The organism is Anaerococcus urinomassiliensis (assembly GCF_900128425.1).
Classification (GTDB): Bacteria; Bacillota; Clostridia; order Tissierellales; family Peptoniphilaceae; genus Anaerococcus; species Anaerococcus urinomassiliensis.
The window spans coordinates 1573967-1597026 of the sequence record NZ_LT635782.1; the positions used below are offsets into that span (position 1 = coordinate 1573967).

Annotated in this window: 37 protein-coding genes; all 37 read right to left on the reverse strand. The window is 34.4% G+C overall.

Annotation, left to right across the window (positions count from 1 at the left end):
• Positions 1-633, reverse strand: a complete 633-nt coding sequence (gene deoC, locus BQ7474_RS08395) for a deoxyribose-phosphate aldolase (protein ID WP_073998413.1) — start codon at positions 631-633, stop codon at positions 1-3.
• Positions 620-1726: a PP2C family protein-serine/threonine phosphatase gene (locus BQ7474_RS08400; RefSeq protein ID WP_073998414.1), complete on the reverse strand. Its 1107-nt coding sequence runs from the start codon at positions 1724-1726 to the stop codon at positions 620-622. Before BQ7474_RS08400 ends, deoC begins: the two co-directional genes overlap by 14 nt.
• Positions 1727-1932: 206 nt before the next feature.
• Positions 1933-3384 (reverse strand): PTS transporter subunit EIIC, encoded by a 1452-nt coding sequence (locus BQ7474_RS08405; RefSeq protein WP_073998415.1) that lies wholly within the window; start codon positions 3382-3384, stop codon positions 1933-1935.
• On the reverse strand, positions 3384-4268 hold the full coding sequence (gene murQ, locus BQ7474_RS08410; protein ID WP_235821508.1) for an N-acetylmuramic acid 6-phosphate etherase: 885 nt from the start codon (positions 4266-4268) through the stop codon (positions 3384-3386). Before murQ ends, BQ7474_RS08405 begins: the two co-directional genes overlap by 1 nt.
• On the reverse strand, positions 4240-5223 hold the full coding sequence (locus tag BQ7474_RS08415; RefSeq protein WP_073998417.1) for a MupG family TIM beta-alpha barrel fold protein: 984 nt from the start codon (positions 5221-5223) through the stop codon (positions 4240-4242). The genes murQ and BQ7474_RS08415 overlap by 29 nt, the downstream gene beginning before the upstream one ends.
• Positions 5224-6069 (reverse strand): MurR/RpiR family transcriptional regulator, encoded by an 846-nt coding sequence (locus BQ7474_RS08420; protein WP_073998418.1) that lies wholly within the window; start codon positions 6067-6069, stop codon positions 5224-5226.
• 86 nt (positions 6070-6155) lie between these two features.
• Complete coding sequence (locus tag BQ7474_RS08425; RefSeq protein WP_073998419.1) at positions 6156-6797, reverse strand: HAD family hydrolase; 642 nt, start codon at positions 6795-6797, stop codon at positions 6156-6158.
• A gap of 150 nt (positions 6798-6947) precedes the next feature.
• Positions 6948-8486: a GA module-containing protein gene (locus tag BQ7474_RS08430; protein WP_073998420.1), complete on the reverse strand. Its 1539-nt coding sequence runs from the start codon at positions 8484-8486 to the stop codon at positions 6948-6950.
• A gap of 481 nt (positions 8487-8967) precedes the next feature.
• Positions 8968-9309: a 50S ribosomal protein L17 gene (gene rplQ, locus BQ7474_RS08435; RefSeq protein WP_044565324.1), complete on the reverse strand. Its 342-nt coding sequence runs from the start codon at positions 9307-9309 to the stop codon at positions 8968-8970.
• 9 nt (positions 9310-9318) lie between these two features.
• Positions 9319-10278 carry a DNA-directed RNA polymerase subunit alpha gene (locus BQ7474_RS08440; protein ID WP_073998421.1) on the reverse strand — a complete coding sequence of 320 codons (960 nt, stop codon included), beginning with the start codon at positions 10276-10278 and terminating at the stop codon, positions 9319-9321.
• A gap of 32 nt (positions 10279-10310) precedes the next feature.
• Positions 10311-10904: a 30S ribosomal protein S4 gene (rpsD, locus tag BQ7474_RS08445; protein ID WP_073998422.1), complete on the reverse strand. Its 594-nt coding sequence runs from the start codon at positions 10902-10904 to the stop codon at positions 10311-10313.
• A gap of 12 nt (positions 10905-10916) precedes the next feature.
• Positions 10917-11309 (reverse strand): 30S ribosomal protein S11, encoded by a 393-nt coding sequence (gene rpsK / locus BQ7474_RS08450; RefSeq protein ID WP_044565321.1) that lies wholly within the window; start codon positions 11307-11309, stop codon positions 10917-10919.
• A gap of 9 nt (positions 11310-11318) precedes the next feature.
• The gene (gene rpsM / locus BQ7474_RS08455) at positions 11319-11663 is read right to left on the reverse strand and encodes a 30S ribosomal protein S13 (protein ID WP_044565319.1); all 345 of its coding nucleotides are present in this window, start codon (positions 11661-11663) and stop codon (positions 11319-11321) included.
• A gap of 9 nt (positions 11664-11672) precedes the next feature.
• Positions 11673-11786, reverse strand: coding sequence for a 50S ribosomal protein L36 (gene rpmJ, locus BQ7474_RS08460; RefSeq protein ID WP_004818043.1), 114 nt, complete (start codon positions 11784-11786; stop codon positions 11673-11675).
• A 206-nt stretch (positions 11787-11992) separates the two neighbouring features.
• On the reverse strand, positions 11993-12211 hold the full coding sequence (gene infA / locus BQ7474_RS08465) for a translation initiation factor IF-1 (RefSeq protein WP_073998423.1): 219 nt from the start codon (positions 12209-12211) through the stop codon (positions 11993-11995).
• A gap of 121 nt (positions 12212-12332) precedes the next feature.
• On the reverse strand, positions 12333-12992 hold the full coding sequence (locus BQ7474_RS08470) for an adenylate kinase (protein WP_073998424.1): 660 nt from the start codon (positions 12990-12992) through the stop codon (positions 12333-12335).
• A 3-nt stretch (positions 12993-12995) separates the two neighbouring features.
• Entirely contained in the window at positions 12996-14270 is a 1275-nt protein-coding gene (gene secY / locus BQ7474_RS08475) for a preprotein translocase subunit SecY (protein ID WP_073998425.1), read from the reverse strand.
• 15 nt (positions 14271-14285) lie between these two features.
• The gene (gene rplO, locus BQ7474_RS08480) at positions 14286-14777 is read right to left on the reverse strand and encodes a 50S ribosomal protein L15 (protein WP_073998426.1); all 492 of its coding nucleotides are present in this window, start codon (positions 14775-14777) and stop codon (positions 14286-14288) included.
• Positions 14778-14786: 9 nt separating this feature from the next.
• Positions 14787-14969, reverse strand: a complete 183-nt coding sequence (rpmD, locus tag BQ7474_RS08485) for a 50S ribosomal protein L30 (protein WP_073998427.1) — start codon at positions 14967-14969, stop codon at positions 14787-14789.
• A gap of 10 nt (positions 14970-14979) precedes the next feature.
• Positions 14980-15489 carry a 30S ribosomal protein S5 gene (rpsE, locus tag BQ7474_RS08490; protein ID WP_073998428.1) on the reverse strand — a complete coding sequence of 170 codons (510 nt, stop codon included), beginning with the start codon at positions 15487-15489 and terminating at the stop codon, positions 14980-14982.
• 11 nt (positions 15490-15500) lie between these two features.
• Positions 15501-15866: a 50S ribosomal protein L18 gene (gene rplR, locus BQ7474_RS08495; protein ID WP_073998429.1), complete on the reverse strand. Its 366-nt coding sequence runs from the start codon at positions 15864-15866 to the stop codon at positions 15501-15503.
• A 10-nt stretch (positions 15867-15876) separates the two neighbouring features.
• On the reverse strand, positions 15877-16416 hold the full coding sequence (gene rplF, locus BQ7474_RS08500; RefSeq protein WP_073998430.1) for a 50S ribosomal protein L6: 540 nt from the start codon (positions 16414-16416) through the stop codon (positions 15877-15879).
• Positions 16417-16426: 10 nt separating this feature from the next.
• A complete protein-coding gene (rpsH, locus tag BQ7474_RS08505; protein ID WP_073998431.1) occupies positions 16427-16822 on the reverse strand; it encodes a 30S ribosomal protein S8 in 396 nt (131 codons plus the stop codon).
• 18 nt (positions 16823-16840) lie between these two features.
• A complete protein-coding gene (locus BQ7474_RS08510; protein WP_073998432.1) occupies positions 16841-17026 on the reverse strand; it encodes a type Z 30S ribosomal protein S14 in 186 nt (61 codons plus the stop codon).
• Between the two features lie 11 nt (positions 17027-17037).
• Positions 17038-17580, reverse strand: a complete 543-nt coding sequence (rplE, locus tag BQ7474_RS08515) for a 50S ribosomal protein L5 (protein ID WP_073998433.1) — start codon at positions 17578-17580, stop codon at positions 17038-17040.
• Positions 17581-17592: 12 nt separating this feature from the next.
• On the reverse strand, positions 17593-17901 hold the full coding sequence (rplX, locus tag BQ7474_RS08520; RefSeq protein WP_044565303.1) for a 50S ribosomal protein L24: 309 nt from the start codon (positions 17899-17901) through the stop codon (positions 17593-17595).
• Positions 17902-17910: 9 nt separating this feature from the next.
• On the reverse strand, positions 17911-18279 hold the full coding sequence (gene rplN / locus BQ7474_RS08525) for a 50S ribosomal protein L14 (protein WP_073998434.1): 369 nt from the start codon (positions 18277-18279) through the stop codon (positions 17911-17913).
• Between the two features lie 18 nt (positions 18280-18297).
• Positions 18298-18558, reverse strand: a complete 261-nt coding sequence (rpsQ, locus tag BQ7474_RS08530) for a 30S ribosomal protein S17 (protein ID WP_073998435.1) — start codon at positions 18556-18558, stop codon at positions 18298-18300.
• A gap of 5 nt (positions 18559-18563) precedes the next feature.
• Positions 18564-18770 carry a 50S ribosomal protein L29 gene (gene rpmC / locus BQ7474_RS08535; protein WP_073998436.1) on the reverse strand — a complete coding sequence of 69 codons (207 nt, stop codon included), beginning with the start codon at positions 18768-18770 and terminating at the stop codon, positions 18564-18566.
• A gap of 2 nt (positions 18771-18772) precedes the next feature.
• Positions 18773-19201 (reverse strand): 50S ribosomal protein L16, encoded by a 429-nt coding sequence (gene rplP / locus BQ7474_RS08540; protein WP_073998437.1) that lies wholly within the window; start codon positions 19199-19201, stop codon positions 18773-18775.
• A 24-nt stretch (positions 19202-19225) separates the two neighbouring features.
• Positions 19226-19972, reverse strand: coding sequence for a 30S ribosomal protein S3 (gene rpsC / locus BQ7474_RS08545; protein WP_073998438.1), 747 nt, complete (start codon positions 19970-19972; stop codon positions 19226-19228).
• Between the two features lie 9 nt (positions 19973-19981).
• The gene (rplV, locus tag BQ7474_RS08550; RefSeq protein ID WP_044565295.1) at positions 19982-20320 is read right to left on the reverse strand and encodes a 50S ribosomal protein L22; all 339 of its coding nucleotides are present in this window, start codon (positions 20318-20320) and stop codon (positions 19982-19984) included.
• A 9-nt stretch (positions 20321-20329) separates the two neighbouring features.
• A complete protein-coding gene (gene rpsS, locus BQ7474_RS08555) occupies positions 20330-20617 on the reverse strand; it encodes a 30S ribosomal protein S19 (RefSeq protein ID WP_073998439.1) in 288 nt (95 codons plus the stop codon).
• A 9-nt stretch (positions 20618-20626) separates the two neighbouring features.
• The gene (gene rplB, locus BQ7474_RS08560; protein ID WP_073998440.1) at positions 20627-21460 is read right to left on the reverse strand and encodes a 50S ribosomal protein L2; all 834 of its coding nucleotides are present in this window, start codon (positions 21458-21460) and stop codon (positions 20627-20629) included.
• Positions 21461-21471: 11 nt separating this feature from the next.
• The gene (gene rplW / locus BQ7474_RS08565) at positions 21472-21765 is read right to left on the reverse strand and encodes a 50S ribosomal protein L23 (RefSeq protein WP_044565292.1); all 294 of its coding nucleotides are present in this window, start codon (positions 21763-21765) and stop codon (positions 21472-21474) included.
• On the reverse strand, positions 21765-22388 hold the full coding sequence (rplD, locus tag BQ7474_RS08570; protein WP_073998441.1) for a 50S ribosomal protein L4: 624 nt from the start codon (positions 22386-22388) through the stop codon (positions 21765-21767). Before rplD ends, rplW begins: the two co-directional genes overlap by 1 nt.
• Positions 22389-22399: 11 nt before the next feature.
• Positions 22400-23035 carry a 50S ribosomal protein L3 gene (gene rplC / locus BQ7474_RS08575; RefSeq protein WP_073998442.1) on the reverse strand — a complete coding sequence of 212 codons (636 nt, stop codon included), beginning with the start codon at positions 23033-23035 and terminating at the stop codon, positions 22400-22402.
• Between the last annotated feature and the right edge of the window lie 25 nt (positions 23036-23060).

Here is a 23060-nt window from a genome sequence, read left to right on the forward strand (position 1 = left end):
CTATTTGCAAATTTCTATGGACTTGCTTGCACCAATCCTACTTGCGCCAGCTTCTACCATTTCTAGTGCTTCTTCTTTAGTGTGAATACCACCAGATGCCTTTACACCAATATCTGGACCTACTGTCTTTCTCATTAGGGCAATATCAGATGCTTTTGCACCTCCTGTTGAAAATCCAGTTGATGTTTTGACAAAGTCTGCCCCAGCTTCTACAGCTAGTTCACAGGCTTTTACAATCTCTTTTTCAGTTAATAGGCAAGTTTCGATTATAACTTTTAATAAATTGTCTCCACAAGCTTCTTTAACTGCTTTAATGTCATTTAGAACATAGTCATAGTCTTTTTCCTTTAGGCGGCCAACTTCTATAACCATATCTATTTCACTTGCCCCATCTTCAATGGCACATTTTGTTTCATAGGCCTTGGCAGATGTTGCCATAGCTCCTAGAGGAAAGCCTACAACTGTTGCAATCTTTACATCTTTGTTATAATCTTTGATAAGTTTTACAAAAGATGAGTTTACGCAAACACTAAAAAACTCATGTTCAACTGCCTCATCAACTAGTTTTTTGATATCTTCACTTGTTGCTTCAGCCTTCAAATTTGTATGATCTATTAATTTATTTAACTGCATTATTTCTCCTATAAGTAATCATAGCCAAGGTTATATCATCCTTTTGCTCTCCCCAGCTAAAATCTTCTATTTCATCGTAAATTTTTTCTATTTGCCTACTCTGGCAAAAAACTTCTTTTAGTCTTGCTAGACCAAACTCTTTATTATCCTCATCAGTTGCTTCGATAACTCCATCCGTGAAAAAAAGAATTAAATCTTCATCTTTTAACTCTGTAGTCACTTCATTATATACATCTGGCTCTATGATATTTGAAATCATCCTTCCATTGGCGTGCAAATATTCGCAAGCCTGTGCATCAGACCTATAGATCATCGGTGGGCAATTATGACCAGCATTTGAAAAACAAAGAGTATTATTTCCCATATCAAATATTCCAAGCCAGGCTGTGAAGTATTGAGACGAATCAATATCGAGATCATAAAAACGGCTTCTAAGTTTTAATAAAGCCTGACTAGGTGTATAGTCAGGATACTTGTCAAAAATCGAACTGATAGATACTTTAACAAACATAGTTAGGATAGAAGCCTTGACTCCATGGCCCATAACATCGGAAATATAAAAAGCATACCTATTATCATCAAGCTTTATCAAATCGAACATATCTCCTGATACATTAGAACAAGGATTATAATAAGATTTGAGGTCAAGTTTGCCATAAATCTTATTTTTTGGCAAAATCGAAGATTGGACTTTTCTAACAAATCTCACATCGTCGAGCATATTTCTATTGGCATCAAAAAGTTCGATTTTCATATTAGTTTCTCGGGTTATGTCCCTAAAAACTTCCACTACGCCAGAATATTCTCCACCTATAACAATAGGTGAAGACTTTATGCTATAATATCTGTTATTTATCAACTTTTCTTCTATTACAGTAGTATTTCTTATGGAGTCATTTTCGCTAGCTAGATTTAAGGGTACATTTTCATCAAGATAAATGCTTAAACTTTCAGATTTTTTCCTAGCAAGGTCTAGCGAATTGTTGACAAAAATCGTCTTTGCATTCAAATCGACAATCCTCACCCAATCATCCATAGAGTTTAACACTTCAAAATTTTTATTATTAACTTTATCAATCAGTGTCTTTTTCATACCCTTACCTCATTTTTATAAAAGTATAATTTCTTATATTTAACTATATCATTTTATATGCCCTTTGGCAAATAATTTCACAAGAGGTAAAGCTTGTAATTTCAAGCATTTGAGCCTTTGACTAAATTCCATAGGAAAATAAAAAGAAGTCCTAAGAAATAATTCTAATCACAAAGCATATTTCTCAGGACTCCTCTTACTATAAGCTATTTAAATTCAAATTTATTTGAGTTATCAAGGTTAGCTCCATCTACATATTTCTGATCAACTCCAAAGAAATATGTTAATACGAATCCACCTATATAGCCAGCAATAAGGCCAGCTAGATAACCTAGCCATCTATTTTGGTAAATAAGTGGAATTAGTGCAAGACCTGATGGTCCTATAGCTGTTGAACCAATAGATCCTATAGCTCCTATAACTGCGCCACCTATACCTCCACCAAGACAAGCTGTGATGAAAGCCTTGCCCATTGGTAAGGTTAGCGCATATATAAGTGGCTCCCCAATTCCTAAAAATCCTACAGGAAGTCCACCTTTGGCAATAGTTGTAATTTGTTTATTCTTTCTACATTTAACAAGTATTGCAAGTGCAGCTCCTACTTGTCCTGCTCCTGCCATTGCAAGAATTGGCAGTAAGTATGTCGCGCCTTGTTGCTCAATCATTGCTACATGTATTGGTGTTAGAATTTGGTGAAGACCAAGCATTACCATAGGTAAGAACAAGGCACCTAAGATAAATCCTGATACTGCGCCACCAATATTGATTACTCCGTTAATAAAACCTATTAGGCCATTTGAAATAAGTCCAGCTAATGGCATTATTATAAACATAGTTAGAAGGCCTACTGCTAAAAGTGATAGCATTGGAACCAATATAATGTCTAGGGAATCTGGTATTATTTTATGAAGAGCATTTTCAATCTTACTTAATAAGTATACTGAAATTAGTACACCTATTACTCCACCCTGTCCTGCTGCAAGAGGAGTTCCCAAGAAAATGTTGCTTATAGGCATATCTGGATTCATACCTGTAAGGTAAACCATACCTCCAACAACGCCGCCAAGTCCCTCATTTGCTCCAAAGACTTTTGCTGTGTTAATACCTATAAAAATATTTAGGTAAGCATAAAGACCATTTTTCATTACATTTAAAATCTGAATAAGGTTATTTACACCATCACCTGTTAGTGTTCCAGCTGTTGCCATATTTGACAAAACTGATGCTATACCACCAATAAGTCCAGCGCCAACAAAGGCTGGTATTAATGGAACAAATATCGAAGCTATAGTAGCTGTAAACTTCTTAAATCCACTTTGTTTTTGTTTTGCCTTATAGGATTCTTTGTTTTCTCTAGTTCTTCTTTCTAGGCTTTCTTTATCAGTGCTTGTTGCTAATTCTTCAGATAATTTTGCATTTGAAATTTCTGCCATTGCCTTAGCGACTTTTTCACTTTTACCTGGTCCCAATACTACTTGTATCTGGTCTCCTTCAACTAGGCCCATTACGCCCTCGCGACTTTTTATGGCACCGTAGTTTACCTTACTATTATCTCTTACTTTTACTCTAACTCTTGTCATACAATTGATAACTTCTATGAGGTTGCTACTACCCCCAAAGTCATCTACTAATAATTTTGCTAATGTATTATTATCCATTACAAATCCTCTCTTATAAATCCTTTATTATTTTCAAGAATTTTTATAGACTCTTCATAGTCTACATTCTTTGTAGCCATTATTATTGCAGATTTTACATTATTGTTGGCTTGGCTTAGTATCTTTTTTGATGATTCATAATCATATCCACTAATTTCGCTTATAATTTTTGTTGCCCTATCTACCAGCTTCTCGTTAGTTGGTTTTAGATCGACCATTAAATTGTCGTATACTTTCCCAATTTTGATCATAGCTGTGGTAGTAATCATATTTAGAACCATTTTTGTTGCAGTTCCTGCTTTCATACGAGTTGATCCACTCAATACTTCTGGGCCAGTTTCTATCTCTATTGGGTAGTCTACATAGGTGGAAATCTTTGCATCTTTGTTGCAGGCAATAGAGCCTGTCTTTGCTCCAATTTCTCTGGCATATTCCACTGCTCCAATAGAGTATGGTGTTCTACCACTAGCAGCAATACCTATTACAAAATCCTTATTAGTTAAATTTGCTTTTTGTAAATCCATTTTTGCTGCTTCTTTGGAATCTTCTGCATTTTCTATTGGATTTCTTAAAGCATCATCACCCCCTGCTATAAGACCCGTAACTAAAGTTGGATTTACTGAAAAAGTTGGAACCGTCTCAGATGCATCCAAAACTCCTAGCCTTCCACTTGTGCCTGCTCCTAGGTAGAACAATCTACCTCCATTAACAAATGTAGTAATAACCTCATCAACCAAAGGTTGAATTTGGTCCATGGCATCTTTTACCTTATAAGCTATCTTTTGGTCTTCATTATTGATAATTTCTAATATTTCTCTAGTTGATTTTAAATCCAAATCGTAACTTATAGGATTCCTATCTTCTGTCGAATTCAATAATATCACCTCCTTTTATCAAATCTAAAATACCTATATAAGACTTATCAATCCTGCCAATAAAGTTTCTATCTTCGCATAAGCCTAGATCTTTTCTTACAATTTCAATCTCTCCTGCATATCGACCTGACAAATTGTTCATGATAACAAGGTCTCCCCTCTTTATCTGTCTAGGCTGGTCTGGACTGACATCCTTTTTCTTTCTTTCGTTTCTAATTATATAGTCACTTATGTCATTTCTAACTTTTATTTTTGATATCTGCTCATTGTTTTTTTTCCAAATTATAGGTAGGCTTATAACTCTATCATTTATAAATTTAACTATGCAATTTTGGCTATATTCGTCTACATCTTCGGCCAGAATAATTTCATCCATCTTGTATTTTCTTTTTTGTTTTACTAAGCTAAGGTATGGATTCATATGCCTATCTTCTTCTAGTGTAGGCAAACCTTCAAAAACAGGTCCTCGAAGATTTATATTGCCTGGGACAAAGCTTGCAATTCTAATATCAAAAGATTTGATAAGCTCATTCTGTCTTAGGAAATATTCTTGGGATAGACCAGAAAAAACTAGCGGATAGTAATTATGAATTGCTATCATATTTGCCATATTTGCACCTGCTTTTGCCAAGTCTTCCAAAAACTTGTAATTAACAGTAGAGGCGTTTATAGCTATCTGGTTCTTGTTGGATAAATCTGATATTTCTTTTGGACTAAAGCCAAAATCAAGCCTTATAATTAAATCCATATCTAGTAAATCTGGATGATCCTTTAGGGTTTGATTGTTGATATCTACACAAATATTAATATCTTTAGCCACATCCAACAAAGTTAGAAACTTATCATAAGTTTCATCACTTGCTGGATAGTGCAAGGATGTAAACAACAAATCAAAGCCTTTAAATTTTTCTATTTGTTCTTCAAAATCAGTATCATTTTCAAAGTATAAAGAAAATCCTAACATTTACATATCCTTTAGTTTATTTGTCAGTAGTTTAGATGTTCTCATATTTTCATTAACTTTTTCTGTGTTTGCAGCAACATAGCCATAGTAAAGAATGTCCGTTATTATTTGTGATGATAGTCGTGAAGAAATAGCGCCATATCGCATTTCCCTTTCAATCTCTGGAATAAGGAGTAGTTCGTCAGTATTGTTAGCCAAAGCACTGTTAAGAGCCTTGCTAATGCTTACAACTTTCGCTCCTATATTTTTAGCGTATTCTGATGCAATCAAAATTTCTTTTGTTAATCCAGAATAACTAATAGCTATCAGTAAATCATCTTTACAGATATTGCTAACTAGGGCTAGATTGGTATGAGCATCTACTTGGTAGAAAACTTTTTTCCCAGATCTTTGTAGTTTGTAGGAAAAATCTTCACATATCAAGCCCGAACTTCCCACTCCAGCAAGGTAGATATTATTTGCCTTGTTTATATCCTCTACGGCTGTCTTAATTCTCTGATCATCAATCAGTGCATAAGTTTTTTCCACGGTAGATAAGACATTGTTCTTGCTTTTTGAAATAATATTTTCTATACTTTCGTCTTTCGATATTACCTCATCAAGCAAGAATTCACTATTCTCTTCAATTGATCTTGCAACATCGATTTTAAAATCTATATAGCCCTTATAGCCTATTTTTTTGATAAATCTTATTATAGCTGATTGGCTAGTTTGAATAATCTCAGCAAGTTGTAAAGTATTATAATTAATTATTTGCTCGGGATTATCTATTATATATTCACCTATTTTTTTATCAGATGGAGTAAAATCATCCCATCTTTCTTTGATTTTTATTAAATAATCCATATTACTCCTGTAAAGAAAAGCTTTTCTTAAGTAAATTATAGCGTATTAAATAAATATTTCAAGATGTTCAATATAATGTTAAATAATTATTTTATATATTCAATCACATCTAATAATGAATCTACTTCTTTGTCGGCTTTAAAAGTTTTATGAAATGATGTATCGTGGATTATGAGATAGTCTATTCCACTTGACTTTGCTGCCAAGTATCCATTGTGGGAATCCTCAAGTATTAGGGCACGACTTTTATCAACATTAGCTATTTCTGCGGCTTTTTCAAATATTTCTGGATTAGGTTTGCTATTTTCAAAATCTCCCCCAGATACTACAAAGTCAAAGTAGTCTTCTATATTTTCTTTTTCTATTAAGTATAGGATTTTTTCTTTGTCAGAAGATGAAGCTATACATGCTCTTATGCCATTTTCCTTTAGAAAATCCAATAGCTCAACAAGTCCCTCTTTTTTTATTGAATCATTGTAGTTTTTTAATCCTTCTTTCCTATAAGCATTAATTTCATCACGCAAATTCTTAGCTTTATCATAGTCCCCTAAAATTTTGGCAAACTCATCTCTAACATTGTCTTCATTCATTCCGGCAATTCTGTTGCGAGTTTTTATATCAAAGCGAAAATTATACTTATCTTCAAATGCCTTCCAAGATTTAAAATAAAAAATCTCAGTATCAAACATCAATCCGTCCATATCAAATATTATCAAATCGTATTTCATATCAACCCTCCTTTATGTCTATTATTTACCCAATGTAAATTTTCACAATATCTCTACATATTTTTTAAAAGAGAAAAACTCACAATACTGTATAATACTGTGAGTTTTCCCCTAAATATATTATTTACTATTTTGTTGGATCCTATAGAATTAGTATCCTAGTATACTTTCATATTCCTTTAGAACAAGTTTTGCTTGTTCCTGTAAATCTACAGATTCTTTGAGCAAACTTTCAAGTTGGCCTCTTACATCTTTTACTGTATTCGGTGTATATTTTAGTAAAATTCTTATAGCCTGAGCATAGATTTCATTCTCATTTAGGGCAAGTTTTAGTTTGTAGTAAGAATCTTCTAAATCTAATCTGTGATAGAAACCTTCACTAACGTACTTATAACCTTTTGCTACGTATATTAAATCACTTGATGAATCTTCTGACTCGTCCTTGCTGTGAGGAGGTTTTGCTGGATTGATTGGATTTTCACTTTCATTTTCTTTTGATGGTTTTTGCTTGCGAGAAGTATTTAAAGCTACCGCCTCATTGTATATATCGTAAATCTCAGCATTAGTCTTTGCCTTATCCATTCTTTCTTTGAATGATTCTTTTTCTGCATAGCTTAGTTTAGACAAGGTCAAAAGATTATTTAAGAACATATCTTTGTAATCTTTATTTACAGACGAGTCTTCAGGCTTCTTGTCTCGTGAGTTATTTAAATCAATAGCTTGGTTATAGATATCATAGATTTCACCATTGGTTTTTGCTTTTTCTATTCTCTCTTTGAATGCTTCCTTTTCCTCATCTGTTAATTTTGATAGGCTTAGAAGGTTTTCTAAGAACATATCCTTGTAATCCTCATCTATTGTTGGTGTCTCTGGATCTTGAGGATTTTCTGGTTCTTGAGGGTTTTCTGAGGCTTTTTTAGCTTCTTCTAATATACCAGTTATAGCGCCTTTTGTTGGTGCCTTGTCTATTTGCTCTTTGAATGATTCTTTTTCTTTTTCTGTTAGTTTGTCTCCGTAATCATCTATTTCTTTTTTTGCATTTTCTTTATCTTTTGCAAAGTTTTCTTCTCTTTCTTTCTTTTCTCTGTCGTATTCTGCATCTTGGTTTGCTGAGTATGCTTTGTTATATGCTTTGTTTACTTCAGCTTCACTTGTTGCATTTGCTATTTCTTCTTTTGCTGCTGCTTTTTCTGCTTCTGTTAGATCGGATAGACCATCTATTTTGTCGCTATATTTCTTTTTATAGTCTTCAAATTCCTTAGCTTTGTCTGCTTCTGTTGAACCATTGCCTGGATTTTCTTCACCTGGTGTTGGTGAATTTTCTAAAGCTTTTATTTGTTCTTGAATGGCTGCAATTTTTTTATCCAATTCAAGCATTTGTGCATCACATTCTTCTATTACCTTTCTGTCTTTCTGATCCCATATTTCATATTGTTTTAATTTTTCCTCAGGTAATTCGGATACCTTTCTATTATCTTCTCTCCAATTAATAGCATTTTTAGATTGAGCTTTTTTTCTATCTATCTCATTTTTTTCATTTTTTAGTTGTGTAATTTGAGCTTTAAGCTCTTCTATTGTTGGTTGACTTTCTGAAGCATAGGCAACATTTATATTGCTATTAGCTAGGTATGCTCCACTAAAAACTAAACCTGCTGATAATGCTACAGCTAATACTTTATTATTTTTCATATTGTTCTCCTATTATAAAATTTAATATATTAATTTCGCTATTACTGTATGCCGATAATATAAGTTTACAACGGAAATATGTAAGGTTTGTGATAAGTTTTTGTAATGATTTTGAAATTTTTATATTTTGAATAAGTTTCATTAAAAGTTTGTTAGTATTAATTTTTTTTTATTATTAAACAATGATTATAATAATTATTTACTTGCATTGCTGTAAATCATAATACATCTTCTCAGTGTCAAATATAAGTCCATCCATATCAAAAATTATAAATTCATAGTTCATATTATCTCCTCATAATAACTTTACGCTAAAATCGGCAAAATAAAAAGCACCTTTGTTTTACAAAGATGCTAGCTCTCTACTTTAAAATTGGCATTTTAGATTTGACATATTTTGACGCACAATTTCTTGGCATATAAGGCCGAGTTTGCGGTCTTATATGTAACAGAGATTTAATATTTTATTTTCAATAGATTATTAAACTAACTCTAAAATAGCCATTTCAGAGCCGTCACCTCTTCTTGGTCCTAGTTTAAGTACTCTTGTGTATCCACCATTTCTTTCGGCATATTCTGGTGCGATTTCATCAAATAGTTTTTGTACTGTTGATGGTTTATATATATAGCTTGCAGCTTGACGTCTGGTGTGAAGAGTGTTTGTTTTACCAAGTGTGATCATTTTTTCAGCTACTTTTTGTGTTTCTTTTGCACGTGTAACTGTTGTTTCAATTCTACCATTATCAAATAATGATGTAACTTGGTTTCTTAGCATTGCGTTTCTGTGGTCACTTCTTCTGCCAAGTTTTCTTTTGTTTGCCATTCTTACCTCCTATTCATCTTTTAGTGTAAGGCCCAAATCATGGACCTTATTTTTTACTTCTTCTAAAGATTTTTTACCAAAGTTTTTGATAGCTTTTAGTTCTGCTTCAGTTTTATCAACTATGTCACCTACTGTATCAAAGCCTGCTCTTTTGAGGCAGTTAAATGAACGTAAGGATAGGTCTAATTCTTCTATAGTTTTATTTAGGTTGCTATCACTAACTTCTTCTTCGGTGATTTCTTCTTCTACTTCTTCACTTTGGTCTTCTTCTACGAAAGAAGCGTTTGGTAATTCTTTAAAGTAGTTAAAGTCATCTATTAAGATACCTGCTCCTTCTGCAAGGGCTTCTTGTGGAGTTATTGTTCCATTGGTCCAAACTTCTATTATTAGTTTGTCATAGTCTGTGATTTCTCCAACTCTGGTATTTTCTACATAATAGTTTACTTTTTCTACTGGTGTAAATGAAGAGTCGATTGCTATTGTTCCAATTGGATCTGATTCAGATTTGTTAAATTCTGAAACTCTATATCCCTTACCGTTTGTAACTTCTAGTGAAATGAATAGTCTGGCTTTGTCATTTACTGTAGCTATATAATGGTCTGGGTTTGCAATTTCAATTGAAGCATCTTTGCTGATATCTTTAGCTGTTACAATCTTTGGTCCTTCGATTTCTAAAAATAATGTTACATCTTCATCAGAATGTTTTTTTACATCAAGACCCTTGATATTTAATATTATTTCAGGAACGTCTTCTACTACTCCATCGATAACTGAAAATTCATGAAGTACGCCTTCTATGAGTATTTTAGAGACGCTAGAACCAGGTAAGGATGATAATAACACCCTTCTCATACTGTTTCCAATGGTTGTACCATAGCCTCGTTCAAGTGGATATAAAGCAAATTTACCGTAGTTATCTTCTTCCTTTATATCCAGAATTTCTATTTTTGTATCTAATTTTTCGATCATGGTATCTCCTTGAGTCTCAACTATTTTATTTATTATTTAGAGTAGAACTCTACGATCATACGTTCTTCAACTGGAATATCAATATCTTCTCTTTCTGGGAATCTATTGATTGTAACTTTTAAGTTTTCTAAGTCTGAAGTCATCCAATCAACTACACCAAATGTAGCATTAGTTTCTTTGATTGTTTTAAATAAAGTATTGCTTCTAGATTTTTCACGAACTTCTATTACATCGCCTACTTCTACTAAGTATGATGGGATGTCTACTTGTTTGCCATTTACTAGTAAGTGGCCGTGTGTTACGATTTGTCTTGCTTCACGTCTTGTTCTTGCAAGTCCTGATCTAAATGCTATATTATCTAATCTTCTTTCGCAAAGGATTATAAGTTGTTCACCTGTTTGTCCTTTGATTTTTGTAGCTTTATCGTAATATCCTCTAAATTGTTTTTCAGATACACCATAGATAAATTTAGCTTTTTGTTTTTCTCTTTGTTGCATACCATAATCAGAAAGTTTGCCACGTCTTTGTGGTAATTGTCTTTTTGACTCGCCTGTATAACCTAAGTATGCTGGAGAAATTCCTAAAGCTCTTGCTCTTTTATATACTGGATCTTTTGATACTGCCATTATTTCTCCTTATTAAACTCTTCTTCTTTTTGGTGGTCTACATCCATTGTGTGGGATTGGAGTTACGTCTTTGATCATTGTAACTTCAAGGCCAGCTGCTTGTAAGCTTCTAATTGCTGATTCACGTCCAGAACCTGGTCCTTTAACGTACACTTCAACAGTTTTTAATCCTTGATCCATTGCTTTTTTTGCAGCTACTTCTGCAGCTTCTTGTGCAGCAAATGGTGTAGATTTTCTGCTTCCTCTAAATCCTAATTGTCCAGCTGAAGCCCAAGATAATGCATTGCCTTGCATATCTGTTAGTGTTACCATTGTGTTGTTAAATGTTGAGTTAATGTGAGCTTGGCCACGTTCAACGTGTTTTTTAACTCTTCTTTTACGAGATGTTTTTGCTTTAGTTGCCATTTATTCTCCTTAACCCTTTCTGTTTTTTCTTGTTCTAGCGTTGTTTTTTGTATTTTGTCCTCTTACTGGAAGACCTGCTTTGTGTCTTAATCCTCTATATGAACCAACTTCACGTAGTGCTCTTATGTTCATTGATGTTTCACGACGAAGGTCACCTTCGATTGTGTAGTGATTTAGTTGTTCACGGATTTTACCTAACTCTTCTTCAGTAAGATCTTTCATTTTAGTATCAGGGTTGATTCCTGTGTTTTTTAGTATTTCGTTTGCAGTTGCACGTCCTATACCATAGATATAGGTAAGGCCAATTTCTGCTCTTTTTTCTCTTGGTAAGTCTATACCAGCTAATCTAGGCATTAAACCCTCCTAACCTTGTCTTTGTTTATGTTTTGGATTCTCGCAAATTACCATAACTTTACCATTTCTTTTGATAATTTTGCATTTATCACACATTTTTTTAACTGATGCTCTAACTTTCATGTTATGCTCCTATCTGTTAACCTTATGCTTTATAGAATAGTCATAATTTTAGTTTGTAATCTTTCGGATTTTCCACCCAAGATGATGTCCTCTCGCTTGGACTTTCGTCCTCGCTCGCTTAGTTCTCTGGATTCGCTTGATGCTTCGCATCTTCGCTTATCTCAGAGATGAAAAATCCTTCGGATTTTCCACCCAAGATGATGGGACTATTTTTTACGCCAAGTAATGCGTCCTTGGCTTAAGTCGTATGGAGATAATTCTACTGTTACTTTATCTCCTTCTAGTATTCTTATGCTGTTCATGCGGAGTTTGCCTGATAAGTGGGCTTGTATTTCGTGTCCATTTTCTAGTTCTACTTTAAATATTGCATTTGGTAGAGCTTCTGTGACAACTCCTGTAACTTCTATAGCATCTTTTTTTGACATATATAGAACCTCCTTTAATTCTTCAACATGTCTTAAAAAATCTTACTTTTGCCTTAACTTAATAAGACATATCTTAGAAACTAATTAAAGATTCTAATGTAACTTTTGTTTTTGCCATAAGTTAGTTTATTTCCTCTAACTTATCTTCGAATTCTTTGTATACAAGATCTGGTTTTTTTGTGCCATCAATACTCTTTAATATACCTTTATTTGTGTAATATTCAATAAGTACAGAGGTTTGTTTGTTGTATACATCGATTCTATTTTCAACAGTTTCAATTGTATCATCTGCTCTTTGGATTAACTTAGTTCCACATTTATCGCAAATGCCTTCTTGTTTTGGTGGATTGTTTGTGATATGGTATGTTGCTCCACACTCTGGACAAGTTCTTCTTCCTGTTAGTCTTTGGATTAAGATCTCATCATCTACGTCAAAGTAGATTACCATATCTATCTTTTGATTTCTTTCTTCCATTCCAGCATCTAGTGCTTTTGCTTGGCTAATGGTTCTTGGAAATCCATCAAATAAGATTATTGAGTCTTTACTTTCATCATCAAGACTATCGAATTTGTCCCACAATAAATCTATTGTTAGTTCATCTGGGACTAATTCTCCCTTGTCCATGTAAGCTTTTGCTTTTAAACCAAGTTCAGTTTCATTTGAAATATTATATCTAAATATGTCTCCAGTTGATATTTGAACTGCTTGTTTGTTTTCAATGATTTTGCTTGAAAGTGTACCTTTACCAGCTCCTGGAGGCCCTAACAAAATTATATTCATCTTTTACCTATTTAAAAACCCTTTATATTGCTTCATAGTCATCATTGCTTCAATTTGTTTGATAGTTTCTATTATTACACCTACTACGATTATTACTGATGATCCACCAAATGATATTGATAGTCCTAGTAATTTTGAAGCTATTGCTGGAATTATTGTTAGTAGGGCTAGTGCTATTGAACCAATGAATGTGATTCTTGTTGCAACTTTTCCTAAGTAGTCACTTGTTGGTTTGCCAGGTCTAATTCCAGGTACAAAACCACCGTTTTGTTGAAGTTGTTTTGCATATTCTACAGTGTTAAATTGAATTTGATTGTAGAAGTAAGCAAATATTAATATTAGTGCTGATTGGATTACTAAGTATAGTATAAACCCAAATGTTGTGTTTTGGAAGAAATTTGTTATTCCAGATTGTCCAGCATTTCCAAAGAATAAGGAAACAGTTGAAGGTATTGCTAGTACTGCTGATGCAAATACTATTGGCATTACTCCGCCCATGTTTACTTTTACTGGGATGTGAGTAGATTGACCACCATACATCTTACGTCCAACAACTCTTTTGGCGTATTGGACTGGAATCTTTCTTTCACCTTCTGATATTAATACTACGCTCATTACAATTAAGATTACTAGGATAACCATGATTACTATTGGTAAGTATCCTACTAGTCCATAATGAACTTGGTTTTTCCAACGAGCGATAGTTTTTGGAAATGAAGCTATAATACCCATAAAGATTATTAAACTTGTACCATTTCCAAGTCCTTTTTCGGTAATTGTTTCACCCATCCATGTTACAAACATTGTGCCACCGATTAGGACAACATTCATAACAATTTTTTGAAATACTGTAGCATTTGATAAGGCAGATCCATATAGACCATTTGTTACTGCTATGGCTTGGAATATTGCCAAAACAATTGTCATATATCTGGTGTATTTTTGGATTTGCTTACGGCCTTGTTCTCCCTCACGTGTCAATTCTTCTAGTCTTGGTATTACAACTGTTAATAGCTGCATTACGATAGATGAAGTGATGTAAGGTTGTACACCTAGGGCAAAGATTGATAGGGTTGATAGGCCCCCACCTGTTAGCATGTTAAGATAATCAACTAATGTTCCTTCTACATTTGAATATGCATCACGAAGGGCTTGGGGATCTATAAATGGTATTGGAATATTGTTCCCAAGTCTATAGATTACAAGCATTAGGATTGTAAACCAAAACTTTTTCTTAATTTCTGGCTCTTTAGATGCTTTTTTTATTGTTTCTAGCATTCTTCACCTCGCAGATTATTCACTAACTTTATCGTTCTTAGATGGTTTTACCCATTTTTTAACTTCTATTTCTTCGAATGATCCGCCTGCTTGCTCAATTTTTTCTTTTGCACTTGCTGTAAACTTGTGAGCTTTAACATTTAATTTTACATTTAGCTCACCATCGCCAAGGATTTTAACTCCATCTTTAGCTTTGTGTTTATTCAATATTTTATTTTCGAATAATAATTCTGGTGTTACGTCAGTACCATCTTCAAAGATGTTTAAGCTTTCAACATTGATGACTTCATATTGTTTTTTGTTGATGTTCCTAAATCCTCTTTTTGGAAGACGTCTGTATAGTGGCATTTGTCCACCTTCAAAACCTGGTCTTGTTCCTCCACCAGATCTTGAGTTTTGTCCATCTTGTCCACGTCCTGCGCGTTTACCATTACCTGAACCTGGACCTCTACCTTTTCTCTTTCTCTTTTTTACTGGTTGGTTAGGTTGTAATTCATGTAATTTCATCTTACACTCCTAGTTTAATTCTTTTACTTCAAGCATAAATGGAATTTTGTTAATCATTCCTCTTACTGCTGGATTATCTTCTCTTACAACGCTTTGGCCGATCTTTTTTAGACCTAGGGCTTTAGCTGTTGCAATTTGATCATCTTTTCTGCCGATAAAAGATTTTTTAAGTTTGATTTCTAATTGTGCCATAGTCTTCTCCTTAATAATCGAATTCTTCTACCGGAATACCACGAAGTTTAGCTACATCTTCAACAGTCTTCATCTTGTTAAAAGCATCTAGACAAGCATTAATGATGTTTCTTGGGTTGCTTGATCCTAAGTTTTTAGCACGGATATCTTTGTAACCAGCAAGTTCGCATATAGCACGTACTGGACCACCTGCGATAACTCCAGTACCTTCTTTAGCTGGCATTAGTAATACATGTCCTGCGCCTTTTGCTCCTTCGATTCTGTGAGGAGTTGTTGTTCCTACAAGTGGAACTCTGATCATGTGTTTTTTAGCATCTTCGCTTGCTTTTCTGATTGCTTCTGGTACTTCAGTAGCTTTACCTGTTCCAACTCCAACTACTCCGTTAGAGTCTCCAACAACTACTAATGCAGCAAATCTCATGTTACGTCCACCTTTTACAGTTTTAGCAACTCTGTTGATTGATACTACTCTATCTTCGAGGTTTAGTTTTTCTACTTCACTTCTTAATAAATAATTCATCTAATAGCTCCTTAAAACTTAAGACCAGCACTACGAGCGCCTTCAGCTAAAGCTTTAACTTTACCGTGGTATAGGTTACCATTTCTGTCAAAGGCTACTTCGCTAATTCCTGCTTCAATAGCTTTTTTACCAATAGTTTCTCCTACTTTTGTTGCAGCTTCGATATTAGATTTGCTTTCTAATCCTTCTGCTACATCTTCTTGTAAAGTATTAGCACTTACTAGTGTAACGCCGTTTACATCGTCAATTATTTGTGCATAGATGTTGGCATTTGATTTGTATACTGATAGTCTTGGTCTTTCAGGAGTTCCGCTGATTTTTGCTCTAACTCTTTTTTTACGAGTTAAAAGTCTTTGTCTTTTATTATCTTTAGCCATTTATTATCTCCTACTTACCTGTCTTACCAACTTTACGTCTTACATGCTCGTTTTCATATCTGATACCTTTACCCTTGTATGGTTCAGGTCTTCTCCAATTTCTGATATTTGCAGCGTGTAAGCCTACTAATTGTTTGTCTACACCTTTTACAATAATAGTTCTATCGTTTGGTACTTCTACTTCGATTCCTTCTGGATCAGCCATTGTTACTTGGTGAGAGAAACCTAGGTTCATTACAAGGTTGTTACCTTGTTTTGCTGCCCTATATCCTGTACCTTCGATTTGTAAAGTCTTGCTATAACCTTCAGTAACGCCTGTTACCATGTTAGCAATTAGTGATCTAAATAAACCGTGGTCTATGTTTTGTTGTTTTGTATATTCTTCTGGAATATTTACATGTATTTGATTGTCGCTTTCAACAACTTCAACTGTTGTTGGGAATTTTTGAGCTAGTTTACCTTTTGGTCCTTCAACTCTAATTTCTTGACCATCAATATTAACTGTTACTCCAGATGGTATATCGATTGGTTGTTTACCTATTCTTGACATATATTTCTCCTTACCATACGTAACAAATAACTTCGCCGCCTACATTTTCATGTCTAGCTGCTTTGTCAGTTAAAAGTCCTTTTGATGTTGAAATAATTGCTGTTCCAAGACCGTTTAATACCTTTGGTACTTCGTTTGCTTTTACATATACACGAAGACCTGGCTTACTGATTCTTCTAAGTCCTGAGATTACTTTTTCACCGTTTTCTGTATATTTTAAATCTATTGTAAGAATTCCTTGTTTATTGTCTTCTTCTACGTTAAATCCGCTTATGAAGCCTTCATCAAGAAGAATTTGTGCAATAGCTTTCTTTTCATTAGAAGATGGTAAGCTAACTTGTTTATGGTTAGCTTTAACTGCATTTCTAATTCTTGTTAGCATATCCGCAATTGGATCTGTCATCATAATTATTATCCTCCCTAATTACCAGCTTGATTTTCTTACTCCAGGAATCTTGCCTTCGTTTGCTAGTTCTCTAAAGCAAATACGGCAAATTCCATATTTTCTTAAATAACCATGTGGTCTACCACAAATTTTGCATCTGTTGTATTCTTGAGTTGAAAATTTATGTGGTCTTTTTTGTTTAGCTATCATTGACTTTTTAGCCATTTAGCGCTCCTTTATTTTGTAAATGGCATTCCCATTAGTTCTAAGAATGCTTTAGCTTCTTCATCTGTTTTAGCTGTAGTAACAATTGTAATATCCATACCGTGTAAGAAATCAACATCATCATATTTGATTTCTGGGAATATTAATTGTTCTTTGATTCCTAGTGAATAGTTTCCACGACCATCAAATGAGTTTGGATTGATACCTCTAAAGTCACGTACACGTGGTAGTGAAATTGAGATTAGTTTGTCTAGGAAATCATACATTTTTTCACGTCTAAGTGTTACTTTTGCTCCTATAGCTTGACCTTCTCTAAGTTTGAAGTTAGCTACTGATTTTTTAGCATGAGCTTCAATTGGTTGTTGACCTGTAATTAAAGCAAGTTCGTTTTTAACAGACTTTAGTAGGTTTTGGTTGTCTTTTGCTTCACCAACACCAACGTTTACTACTATTTTTTCTATTTTTGGAACTTCCATTACATTTTTGTAGTCAAACTTTTCAATTAATGCTTTTACTACTTCATTTTCGTATTTTTCTTTTAATCTGTTTGCCATAATATCTCCTAACTAGTCAAATTTCTCGTTTGTTTTATGGTTTACTCTGATTTTTTTACCATCTTCAAACACTTTGCTAGTTCTAACACCTTTTTTAAGTTCTTCTGAATAAAGTAGAACTTTTGAAGCATCAATTGGACATTCTTTTTCGATTCTTCCACTTTCGCCACCAAGTTGAGTTGCTCTTTGGTGTTTGATTCTAATGTTAGCACCTTCGACTATTACTTTGTTTTCTTTTGGGAAAGCTTTAAGTATTTCTCCAACATGACCCTTATCTTGGCCTGATATTATTTGAACTTTATCGCCTTTTTTAACGTGCATTTGTGCCTCCTATAAAACTTCTGGAGCAAGGGAGATGATTCTCATAAATCCCTCTCTTCTTAGTTCTCTGGTAACTGGTCCAAATATACGTGTTCCTACAGGTGATTTGTCGTCTTTGATGATTACTGCTGCGTTTTCGTCAAAGTTAATTTTTGATCCGTCAACTCTTTTTAGACCTCTTTTGCTTCTAACTATTACAGCTTTTACAACGTCACCTTTTTTTACCGCTCCGCCGGGTGTTGCACTTTTAACTGAACAAACTACAACATCTGCAATATTAGCGTATCTTATACCTGTTCCACCTAGAACTTTAATTACTGATAATTCACGAGCTCCGGAGTTATCTGCAACTCTCATACGAGTTTCTTGTTGTATCATTATAATCTCCTTAATTAATTAAATAATTTCAGCAGCTTGTGCAATTCTAACAAGTCTCCATCTTTTTGTTTTTGATAGAGGACGAGTCTCCATAATTACGACTGTATCGCCTACTTTAGCTTCATTATTTTCATCATGAGCTTTATATTTTTTACTTCTGTTTATTCTTTTTTTGTAAACTGGGTGTGAGATTTTTTCCTCTACTAAAACTGTAATTGTTTTATCCATCGCATTGGAAACTACAACACCACGCTCTACTCTTCTACTATTTCTTTCCATGAAATTTAAGCCTCCCTATTTATATTAAGCTTTCTTTCAGTTTGAATTGTTTTAACTCTTGCGATGTCTTTTTTGACATTTCCAATTTCTGATGGATTTTCTAATTGGCCAGTTGCAAGTCTGAAACGAAGATTAAAAAGCTCACCTTGTAAATCATATAATTTTTTATCTAAATCTTGGTCTGATAAATTTCTGATTTCTTTTGCTTTCATTATTATTCCTCCGTACCTGTCACTTCAAGTCTTTTGATGAATTTTGTTTTAACAGGAAGTTTTTGTGCAGCAAGCCTCATAGCTTCTCTAGCAACTTCTTCGCCTACACCACTCATCTCAAATAGTACACGGCCTGGTTTTATTACTGCTACCCAATATTCTGGAGCACCTTTACCAGAACCCATTCTTACTTCTGCAGGTTTCTTAGAAACTGGTTTATCTGGGAATACATTGATCCAGATTTGACCGCCTCTTTTTATATATCTTGTCATCGCACGACGAGCAGCCTCGATTTGGTTAGCTGTCATCCAGGTTGGTTCAAGAGCTTGTAAGCCATATTCACCGTAAGCTAGTTGGTTTCCCTTTTGAGCTTTACCTTTCATTCTGCCCCTGTGTTGTCTACGATATTTAACTCTTTTAGGCATTAACATAAGTTATCTCTCCTTATATAAATACTATCTGTTAGTATTTTCCTTGTTGTTTCTATTAGGACGTCTGTTATTATTTCTTCTTTTTTTGTTTCTGTTGTTTGGTTGATTTTTCATCTTTGGTTCACGAACAGCTTTTTCTCCTGGTAGGATTTCGCCTTTGTAGATCCAAACTTTACAACCAATTTTACCATATTCTGTATCTGCTTCTGCAAATCCATAATCAATGTCAGCTCTTAGTGTTTGAAGTGGAATTGTTCCTTCAGAATATCCTTCACTTCTTGCCATATCAGCTCCACCAAGACGTCCTGATACCATAGTTTTGATACCCTTAGCTCCAGCTCTCATTGTTCTTTGGATAGGTTGTTTCATAGCACGTCTAAATGCAACTCTGTTTTCAAGAGCAGATGCTATATTTTCTGCAACTAATTGAGCGTTTAGGTCTTGGTATTTGATTTCTTCAACGTTTATGATTGTTCTTTTGCCTGGAGCAACTTTTTCGATTTTCTTCTTTAGTTCTTCGATTCCTGCTCCACCTTTACCTATAACCATTCCTGGTTTTCCAGCAAAGATTGTGATTTTAAGGTTATTTACAGCTCTTTCGATTTCGATATCTGCAATACCTGCATCATACATTTCTTTTTTGATTAATTTTCTGATGTTATAGTCTTCCACTAGTAGGTCTGAGAAGTCTTCTTTGTCCGCAAACCATTTTGAATCCCAGTCTTTAATAACACCAACTCTAAATCCCTTAGGGTTTACTTTTTGGCCCATTTTTTCCTCCTAGTCTTCTATATTAGTAAGAACCACACCAATGTGGCTGTTTCTCTTAAGTATTGGATAAGCTGCACCTTTAGCTTTTGGATGCCATCTTCTAAATGTTGGAGCATCGTTAGCAAATGCTTTTGATACTATTAGGTTTTCTCTGTCTAAACCATTGTTGTTTTCAGCATTTGCAATAGCACTTTTTAGTACATCTTCAAGTAGTCTAGCACCCTTTTTGTTTGTAAATCTTAGAATGTTTAGTGCTTCGTCTACTTGCTTACCTCTGATTTCTTTACAAATATAGTTAACTTTTAGAGGAGATATTCTTTGATATTTAGCTGTTGCTTTAACTTCCATTTCTATCTCCTAACGCATTTTTGCTTTTTGTTCAGTAGCTTTTTTAGCATGGCCTCTAAATGTTCTTGTTGGTACGAATTCACCTAATTTGTGTCCTACCATATCTTCTGTGATATAGATTGGAACGTGTTTTCTACCATCGTGAACTGCTATAGTGTGTTCTACAAATTCAGGGAATATTGTAGAACGTCTTGACCATGTTCTAATAACTTTTTTCTCATTTTTTTCATTTAATTCGTCAATTTTTTTCATTAAATGATCATCGACAAATGGTCCTTTTTTAAGTGATCTAGCCATTATATCCCCCTATTTTTCGTCTCTTCTTCTTACGATATATTGATTAGAAGCTTTTTTCTTATTACGTGTTTTAACACCGATAGCTTTTTGGCCCCATGGTGTCATTGGTGCTGGACGACCAACTGGTGCTCTACCTTCACCACCACCGTGTGGGTGATCTACTGGGTTCATTGCAGAACCACGAACGTGAGGTCTTCTTCCTAGGTATCTAGATTTACCAGCTTTACCAAGTCTTACTAATTCGTGTTCTTGGTTACCTACTATACCAATTGTTGCCTTGCAGTTTAGATGTATTAGTCTTGTTTCACCTGAAGGTAATCTTAGTGTTGCAAATTTACCTTCTTTAGCCATAAGTTGTGCTCCAACTCCGGCACTTCTTACAAGGATTCCTCCTTGACCTTGGCGTAATTCGATGTTGTGTACTGTTGTACCAACTGGGATATCTTTAAGTTCAAGTGCATTACCTGGTTTGATATCAGCTTCTGATCCTGAAAGTATTTCATCTCCAACTTTAAGTCCTCTTGGAGCTAGGATATATCTTTTTTCACCATCAGCATAAGCAAGTAGAGCAATGTTTGCAGATCTGTTTGGATCGTATTCAATTGTCTTTACTCTTGCTGGGATACCGTCTTTATTTCTCTTAAAGTCGATTATTCTATATTTTCTTTTTACTCCACCACCTCTAAATCTTACTGTGGTTCTACCTGTGTTGTTTCTACCACCTTTTGATTTTAGGTCAGTTAGAAGTGATTTTTCTGGTTTGTTTGTAGTAATTTCTTCGAATGTAGAAACAGACATATTTCTATGGCCGTTTGAGGTTGGTTTTAATTTTCTTATAGGCATTTAAATCCTCCTTATAAACCTTCGAAGTATTCGATTTCTTGGCTATCATCTGTTAGTGTTACGATAGCTTTCTTCCAGTCTGCTCTTTTACCATAACCATATTTTGTTCTAACTTTTTTACCTTCATAGTTCATGGTTCTAACTTTTTTGACTTTTACACCGTCAAATATAGCTTCGATAGCAGCTTTTATTTCTGGTTTGTTAGCATTTTTATCTACTTCAAAAGTGTATTTGTTTTCATCAAGCATTCCCATGCTTTTTTCTGTTATAATTGGTCTTTTGATTACTTCATAAGGTGATTTCATTAGATAAATACCTCCTCAAGTTTAGCAATAGCATCTTTTGTTATCACTAACTTGTTATGTCTTATAAGGTCATATACATTTATCAAGTTTGCAGGAGCTACATCTACGCCTTCGATATTTCTAAATGATCTATATACTACATTGTCATTTTCAGCTGTAACAACATATGCTTTTTTACCAGCATCTATTGTATTTAGGATGTTTGCTGCTTCTTTTGTTTTAAATGTATCCATCTTTAATTCATCAAGTACTACTAGTTCATTTTCGTTAACTTTGCTTGTTAGTACTGAATAAAGTGCTTTACGTCTAAGTTTCTTTGGAACTTTGTAGCTATAATCTCTTGGCTTTGGAGCAAATACAACACCACCACCTGTGTAGTGTGGAGCTCTTATAGAACCTTGACGAGCTCTACCTGTTCCCTTTTGTCTAAATGGTTTACGTCCACCACCACGAACTTCAGCACGTGTTTTAGCAGATTGTGTACCTTGTCTTTTATTAGCTAGTTGGTTTTTTACAACTTCATAAACAGCTTGCTTGCTGATATTTGTTGCAAATAGAGTTTCGTTTAACTCGATTTCGCCAACATTTTCTCCTTTAATGTTTAAAACGTTAACTTTAGGCATTACTGTCCTCCTTAGTTTTGGCCTTTGACAGCTTGTTTAACTTCTACCACGCCGCCTTTAGGTCCTGGAACCGCACCTTTAACTAGGATGTATGAGTCATCAGCATTAACCTTAACCACTTTTAGGTTTTGGATTGTTACGCGTTCATTTCCCATTTTTCCTGAACCTTTTCTACCTTTGAATACTCTAGCTGGATCTGAACCTGCTGCACGAGCACCAGCAACTCTGTGTGATTTAGAACCGTGAGATACTGGACCTCTACCATAGTTCCATCTCTTTATTGCACCTTGAGTTCCCTTACCCTTGCTTGTTGCAACAACGTCTACTACTTCGCCTTCTTCAAAGATATCAACGCTTAGTGTGTCACCTGCTTTAAGCTCAACCGCTTCATTTCCGAAGTTGATTTCTTTAAGGTGTCTTTTGTAAGATGCGCCTGCTTTGTCAAAATGTCCTCTTTGTGGCTTTTTAACATTCTTTTCTTTTTTGTCTATGTAGCCAATTTGAGCTGCGTTGTAACCATCGGTTTCATCTGTTTTTACTTGTACAACTACATTCTCATCAGCTTTTAGAACAGTAACTGGAGTAACAGCTCCATCTTCGTCGATGACTTGAGTCATGCCTACTTTTGTTGTAAATATACTCTTCATTCGAGTACCTCCTTAATTACAGCGG

What these genes read in the sequence shown, in the direction of transcription:
- BQ7474_RS08405 (WP_073998415.1), bottom strand. Translation starts at nt 3,384, where the DNA reads ATGGATAATAATACATTAGCAAAATTATTAGTAGATGACTTTGGGGGT.
- rplN (WP_073998434.1), bottom strand. Translation starts at nt 18,279, where the DNA reads ATGATACAACAAGAAACTCGTATGAGAGTTGCAGATAACTCCGGAGCT.
- BQ7474_RS08440 (WP_073998421.1), bottom strand. Translation starts at nt 10,278, where the DNA reads ATGATCGAAAAATTAGATACAAAAATAGAAATTCTGGATATAAAGGAA.
- rplQ (WP_044565324.1), bottom strand. Translation starts at nt 9,309, where the DNA reads ATGGCAAACAAAAGAAAACTTGGCAGAAGAAGTGACCACAGAAACGCA.
- rplO (WP_073998426.1), bottom strand. Translation starts at nt 14,777, where the DNA reads ATGAAATTACATGAATTACAACCTAACCAACCAGTAAAAAAGAGAAAG.
- rplF (WP_073998430.1), bottom strand. Translation starts at nt 16,416, where the DNA reads ATGTCAAGAATAGGTAAACAACCAATCGATATACCATCTGGAGTAACA.
- rpmD (WP_073998427.1), bottom strand. Translation starts at nt 14,969, where the DNA reads ATGGCACAATTAGAAATCAAACTTAAAAAATCTTTTATCGGCAGAAAA.
- rpsC (WP_073998438.1), bottom strand. Translation starts at nt 19,972, where the DNA reads ATGGGCCAAAAAGTAAACCCTAAGGGATTTAGAGTTGGTGTTATTAAA.
- rpsM (WP_044565319.1), bottom strand. Translation starts at nt 11,663, where the DNA reads ATGCCTAGATTAGCTGGTATAGACTTACCAAGAGAAAAAAGAGCAGAA.
- rplE (WP_073998433.1), bottom strand. Translation starts at nt 17,580, where the DNA reads ATGGCAAACAGATTAAAAGAAAAATACGAAAATGAAGTAGTAAAAGCA.
- rplV (WP_044565295.1), bottom strand. Translation starts at nt 20,320, where the DNA reads ATGGAAGTTAAAGCAACAGCTAAATATCAAAGAATATCTCCTCTAAAA.
- rplX (WP_044565303.1), bottom strand. Translation starts at nt 17,901, where the DNA reads ATGCACGTTAAAAAAGGCGATAAAGTTCAAATAATATCAGGCCAAGAT.
- rpsE (WP_073998428.1), bottom strand. Translation starts at nt 15,489, where the DNA reads ATGAATTATTTATTAAGAAGTGAAGTAGAAAAACTAAACCTCGAAGAT.
- BQ7474_RS08470 (WP_073998424.1), bottom strand. Translation starts at nt 12,992, where the DNA reads ATGAATATAATTTTGTTAGGGCCTCCAGGAGCTGGTAAAGGTACACTT.
- rplD (WP_073998441.1), bottom strand. Translation starts at nt 22,388, where the DNA reads ATGCCTAAAGTTAACGTTTTAAACATTAAAGGAGAAAATGTTGGCGAA.
- rplW (WP_044565292.1), bottom strand. Translation starts at nt 21,765, where the DNA reads ATGAAATCACCTTATGAAGTAATCAAAAGACCAATTATAACAGAAAAA.
- BQ7474_RS08400 (WP_073998414.1), bottom strand. Translation starts at nt 1,726, where the DNA reads ATGAAAAAGACACTGATTGATAAAGTTAATAATAAAAATTTTGAAGTG.
- rplB (WP_073998440.1), bottom strand. Translation starts at nt 21,460, where the DNA reads ATGCCTATAAGAAAATTAAAACCAACCTCAAACGGCCATAGAAATATG.
- deoC (WP_073998413.1), bottom strand. Translation starts at nt 633, where the DNA reads ATGCAGTTAAATAAATTAATAGATCATACAAATTTGAAGGCTGAAGCA.
- rpsS (WP_073998439.1), bottom strand. Translation starts at nt 20,617, where the DNA reads ATGGCTAGATCACTTAAAAAAGGACCATTTGTCGATGATCATTTAATG.
- BQ7474_RS08425 (WP_073998419.1), bottom strand. Translation starts at nt 6,797, where the DNA reads ATGAAATACGATTTGATAATATTTGATATGGACGGATTGATGTTTGAT.
- rpmC (WP_073998436.1), bottom strand. Translation starts at nt 18,770, where the DNA reads ATGAAAGCAAAAGAAATCAGAAATTTATCAGACCAAGATTTAGATAAA.
- rpsH (WP_073998431.1), bottom strand. Translation starts at nt 16,822, where the DNA reads ATGATGACAGATCCAATTGCGGATATGCTAACAAGAATTAGAAATGCA.
- BQ7474_RS08430 (WP_073998420.1), bottom strand. Translation starts at nt 8,486, where the DNA reads ATGAAAAATAATAAAGTATTAGCTGTAGCATTATCAGCAGGTTTAGTT.
- rplC (WP_073998442.1), bottom strand. Translation starts at nt 23,035, where the DNA reads ATGAAGAGTATATTTACAACAAAAGTAGGCATGACTCAAGTCATCGAC.
- BQ7474_RS08510 (WP_073998432.1), bottom strand. Translation starts at nt 17,026, where the DNA reads ATGGCTAAAAAGTCAATGATAGCTAAACAAAAAAGACCACATAAATTT.
- rpsK (WP_044565321.1), bottom strand. Translation starts at nt 11,309, where the DNA reads ATGGCAACTAAAGCAAAAACATCTCGTAAAAGAAGAGTTAAAAAACAC.
- rpsQ (WP_073998435.1), bottom strand. Translation starts at nt 18,558, where the DNA reads ATGGAAAGAAATAGTAGAAGAGTAGAGCGTGGTGTTGTAGTTTCCAAT.
- infA (WP_073998423.1), bottom strand. Translation starts at nt 12,211, where the DNA reads ATGTCAAAAAAAGATGCTATAGAAGTTACAGGAGTTGTCACAGAAGCT.
- rpsD (WP_073998422.1), bottom strand. Translation starts at nt 10,904, where the DNA reads ATGGCAGTATCAAAAGATCCAGTATATAAAAGAGCAAGAGCTTTAGGA.
- rpmJ (WP_004818043.1), bottom strand. Translation starts at nt 11,786, where the DNA reads ATGAAAGTTAGAGCATCAGTTAAAAAAATGTGTGATAAATGCAAAATT.
- rplP (WP_073998437.1), bottom strand. Translation starts at nt 19,201, where the DNA reads ATGTTAATGCCTAAAAGAGTTAAATATCGTAGACAACACAGGGGCAGA.
- BQ7474_RS08415 (WP_073998417.1), bottom strand. Translation starts at nt 5,223, where the DNA reads ATGTTAGGATTTTCTTTATACTTTGAAAATGATACTGATTTTGAAGAA.
- rplR (WP_073998429.1), bottom strand. Translation starts at nt 15,866, where the DNA reads ATGGCTAAAGATAATAAAAGACAAAGACTTTTAACTCGTAAAAAAAGA.
- secY (WP_073998425.1), bottom strand. Translation starts at nt 14,270, where the DNA reads ATGCTAGAAACAATAAAAAAAGCATCTAAAGAGCCAGAAATTAAGAAA.
- BQ7474_RS08420 (WP_073998418.1), bottom strand. Translation starts at nt 6,069, where the DNA reads ATGGATTATTTAATAAAAATCAAAGAAAGATGGGATGATTTTACTCCA.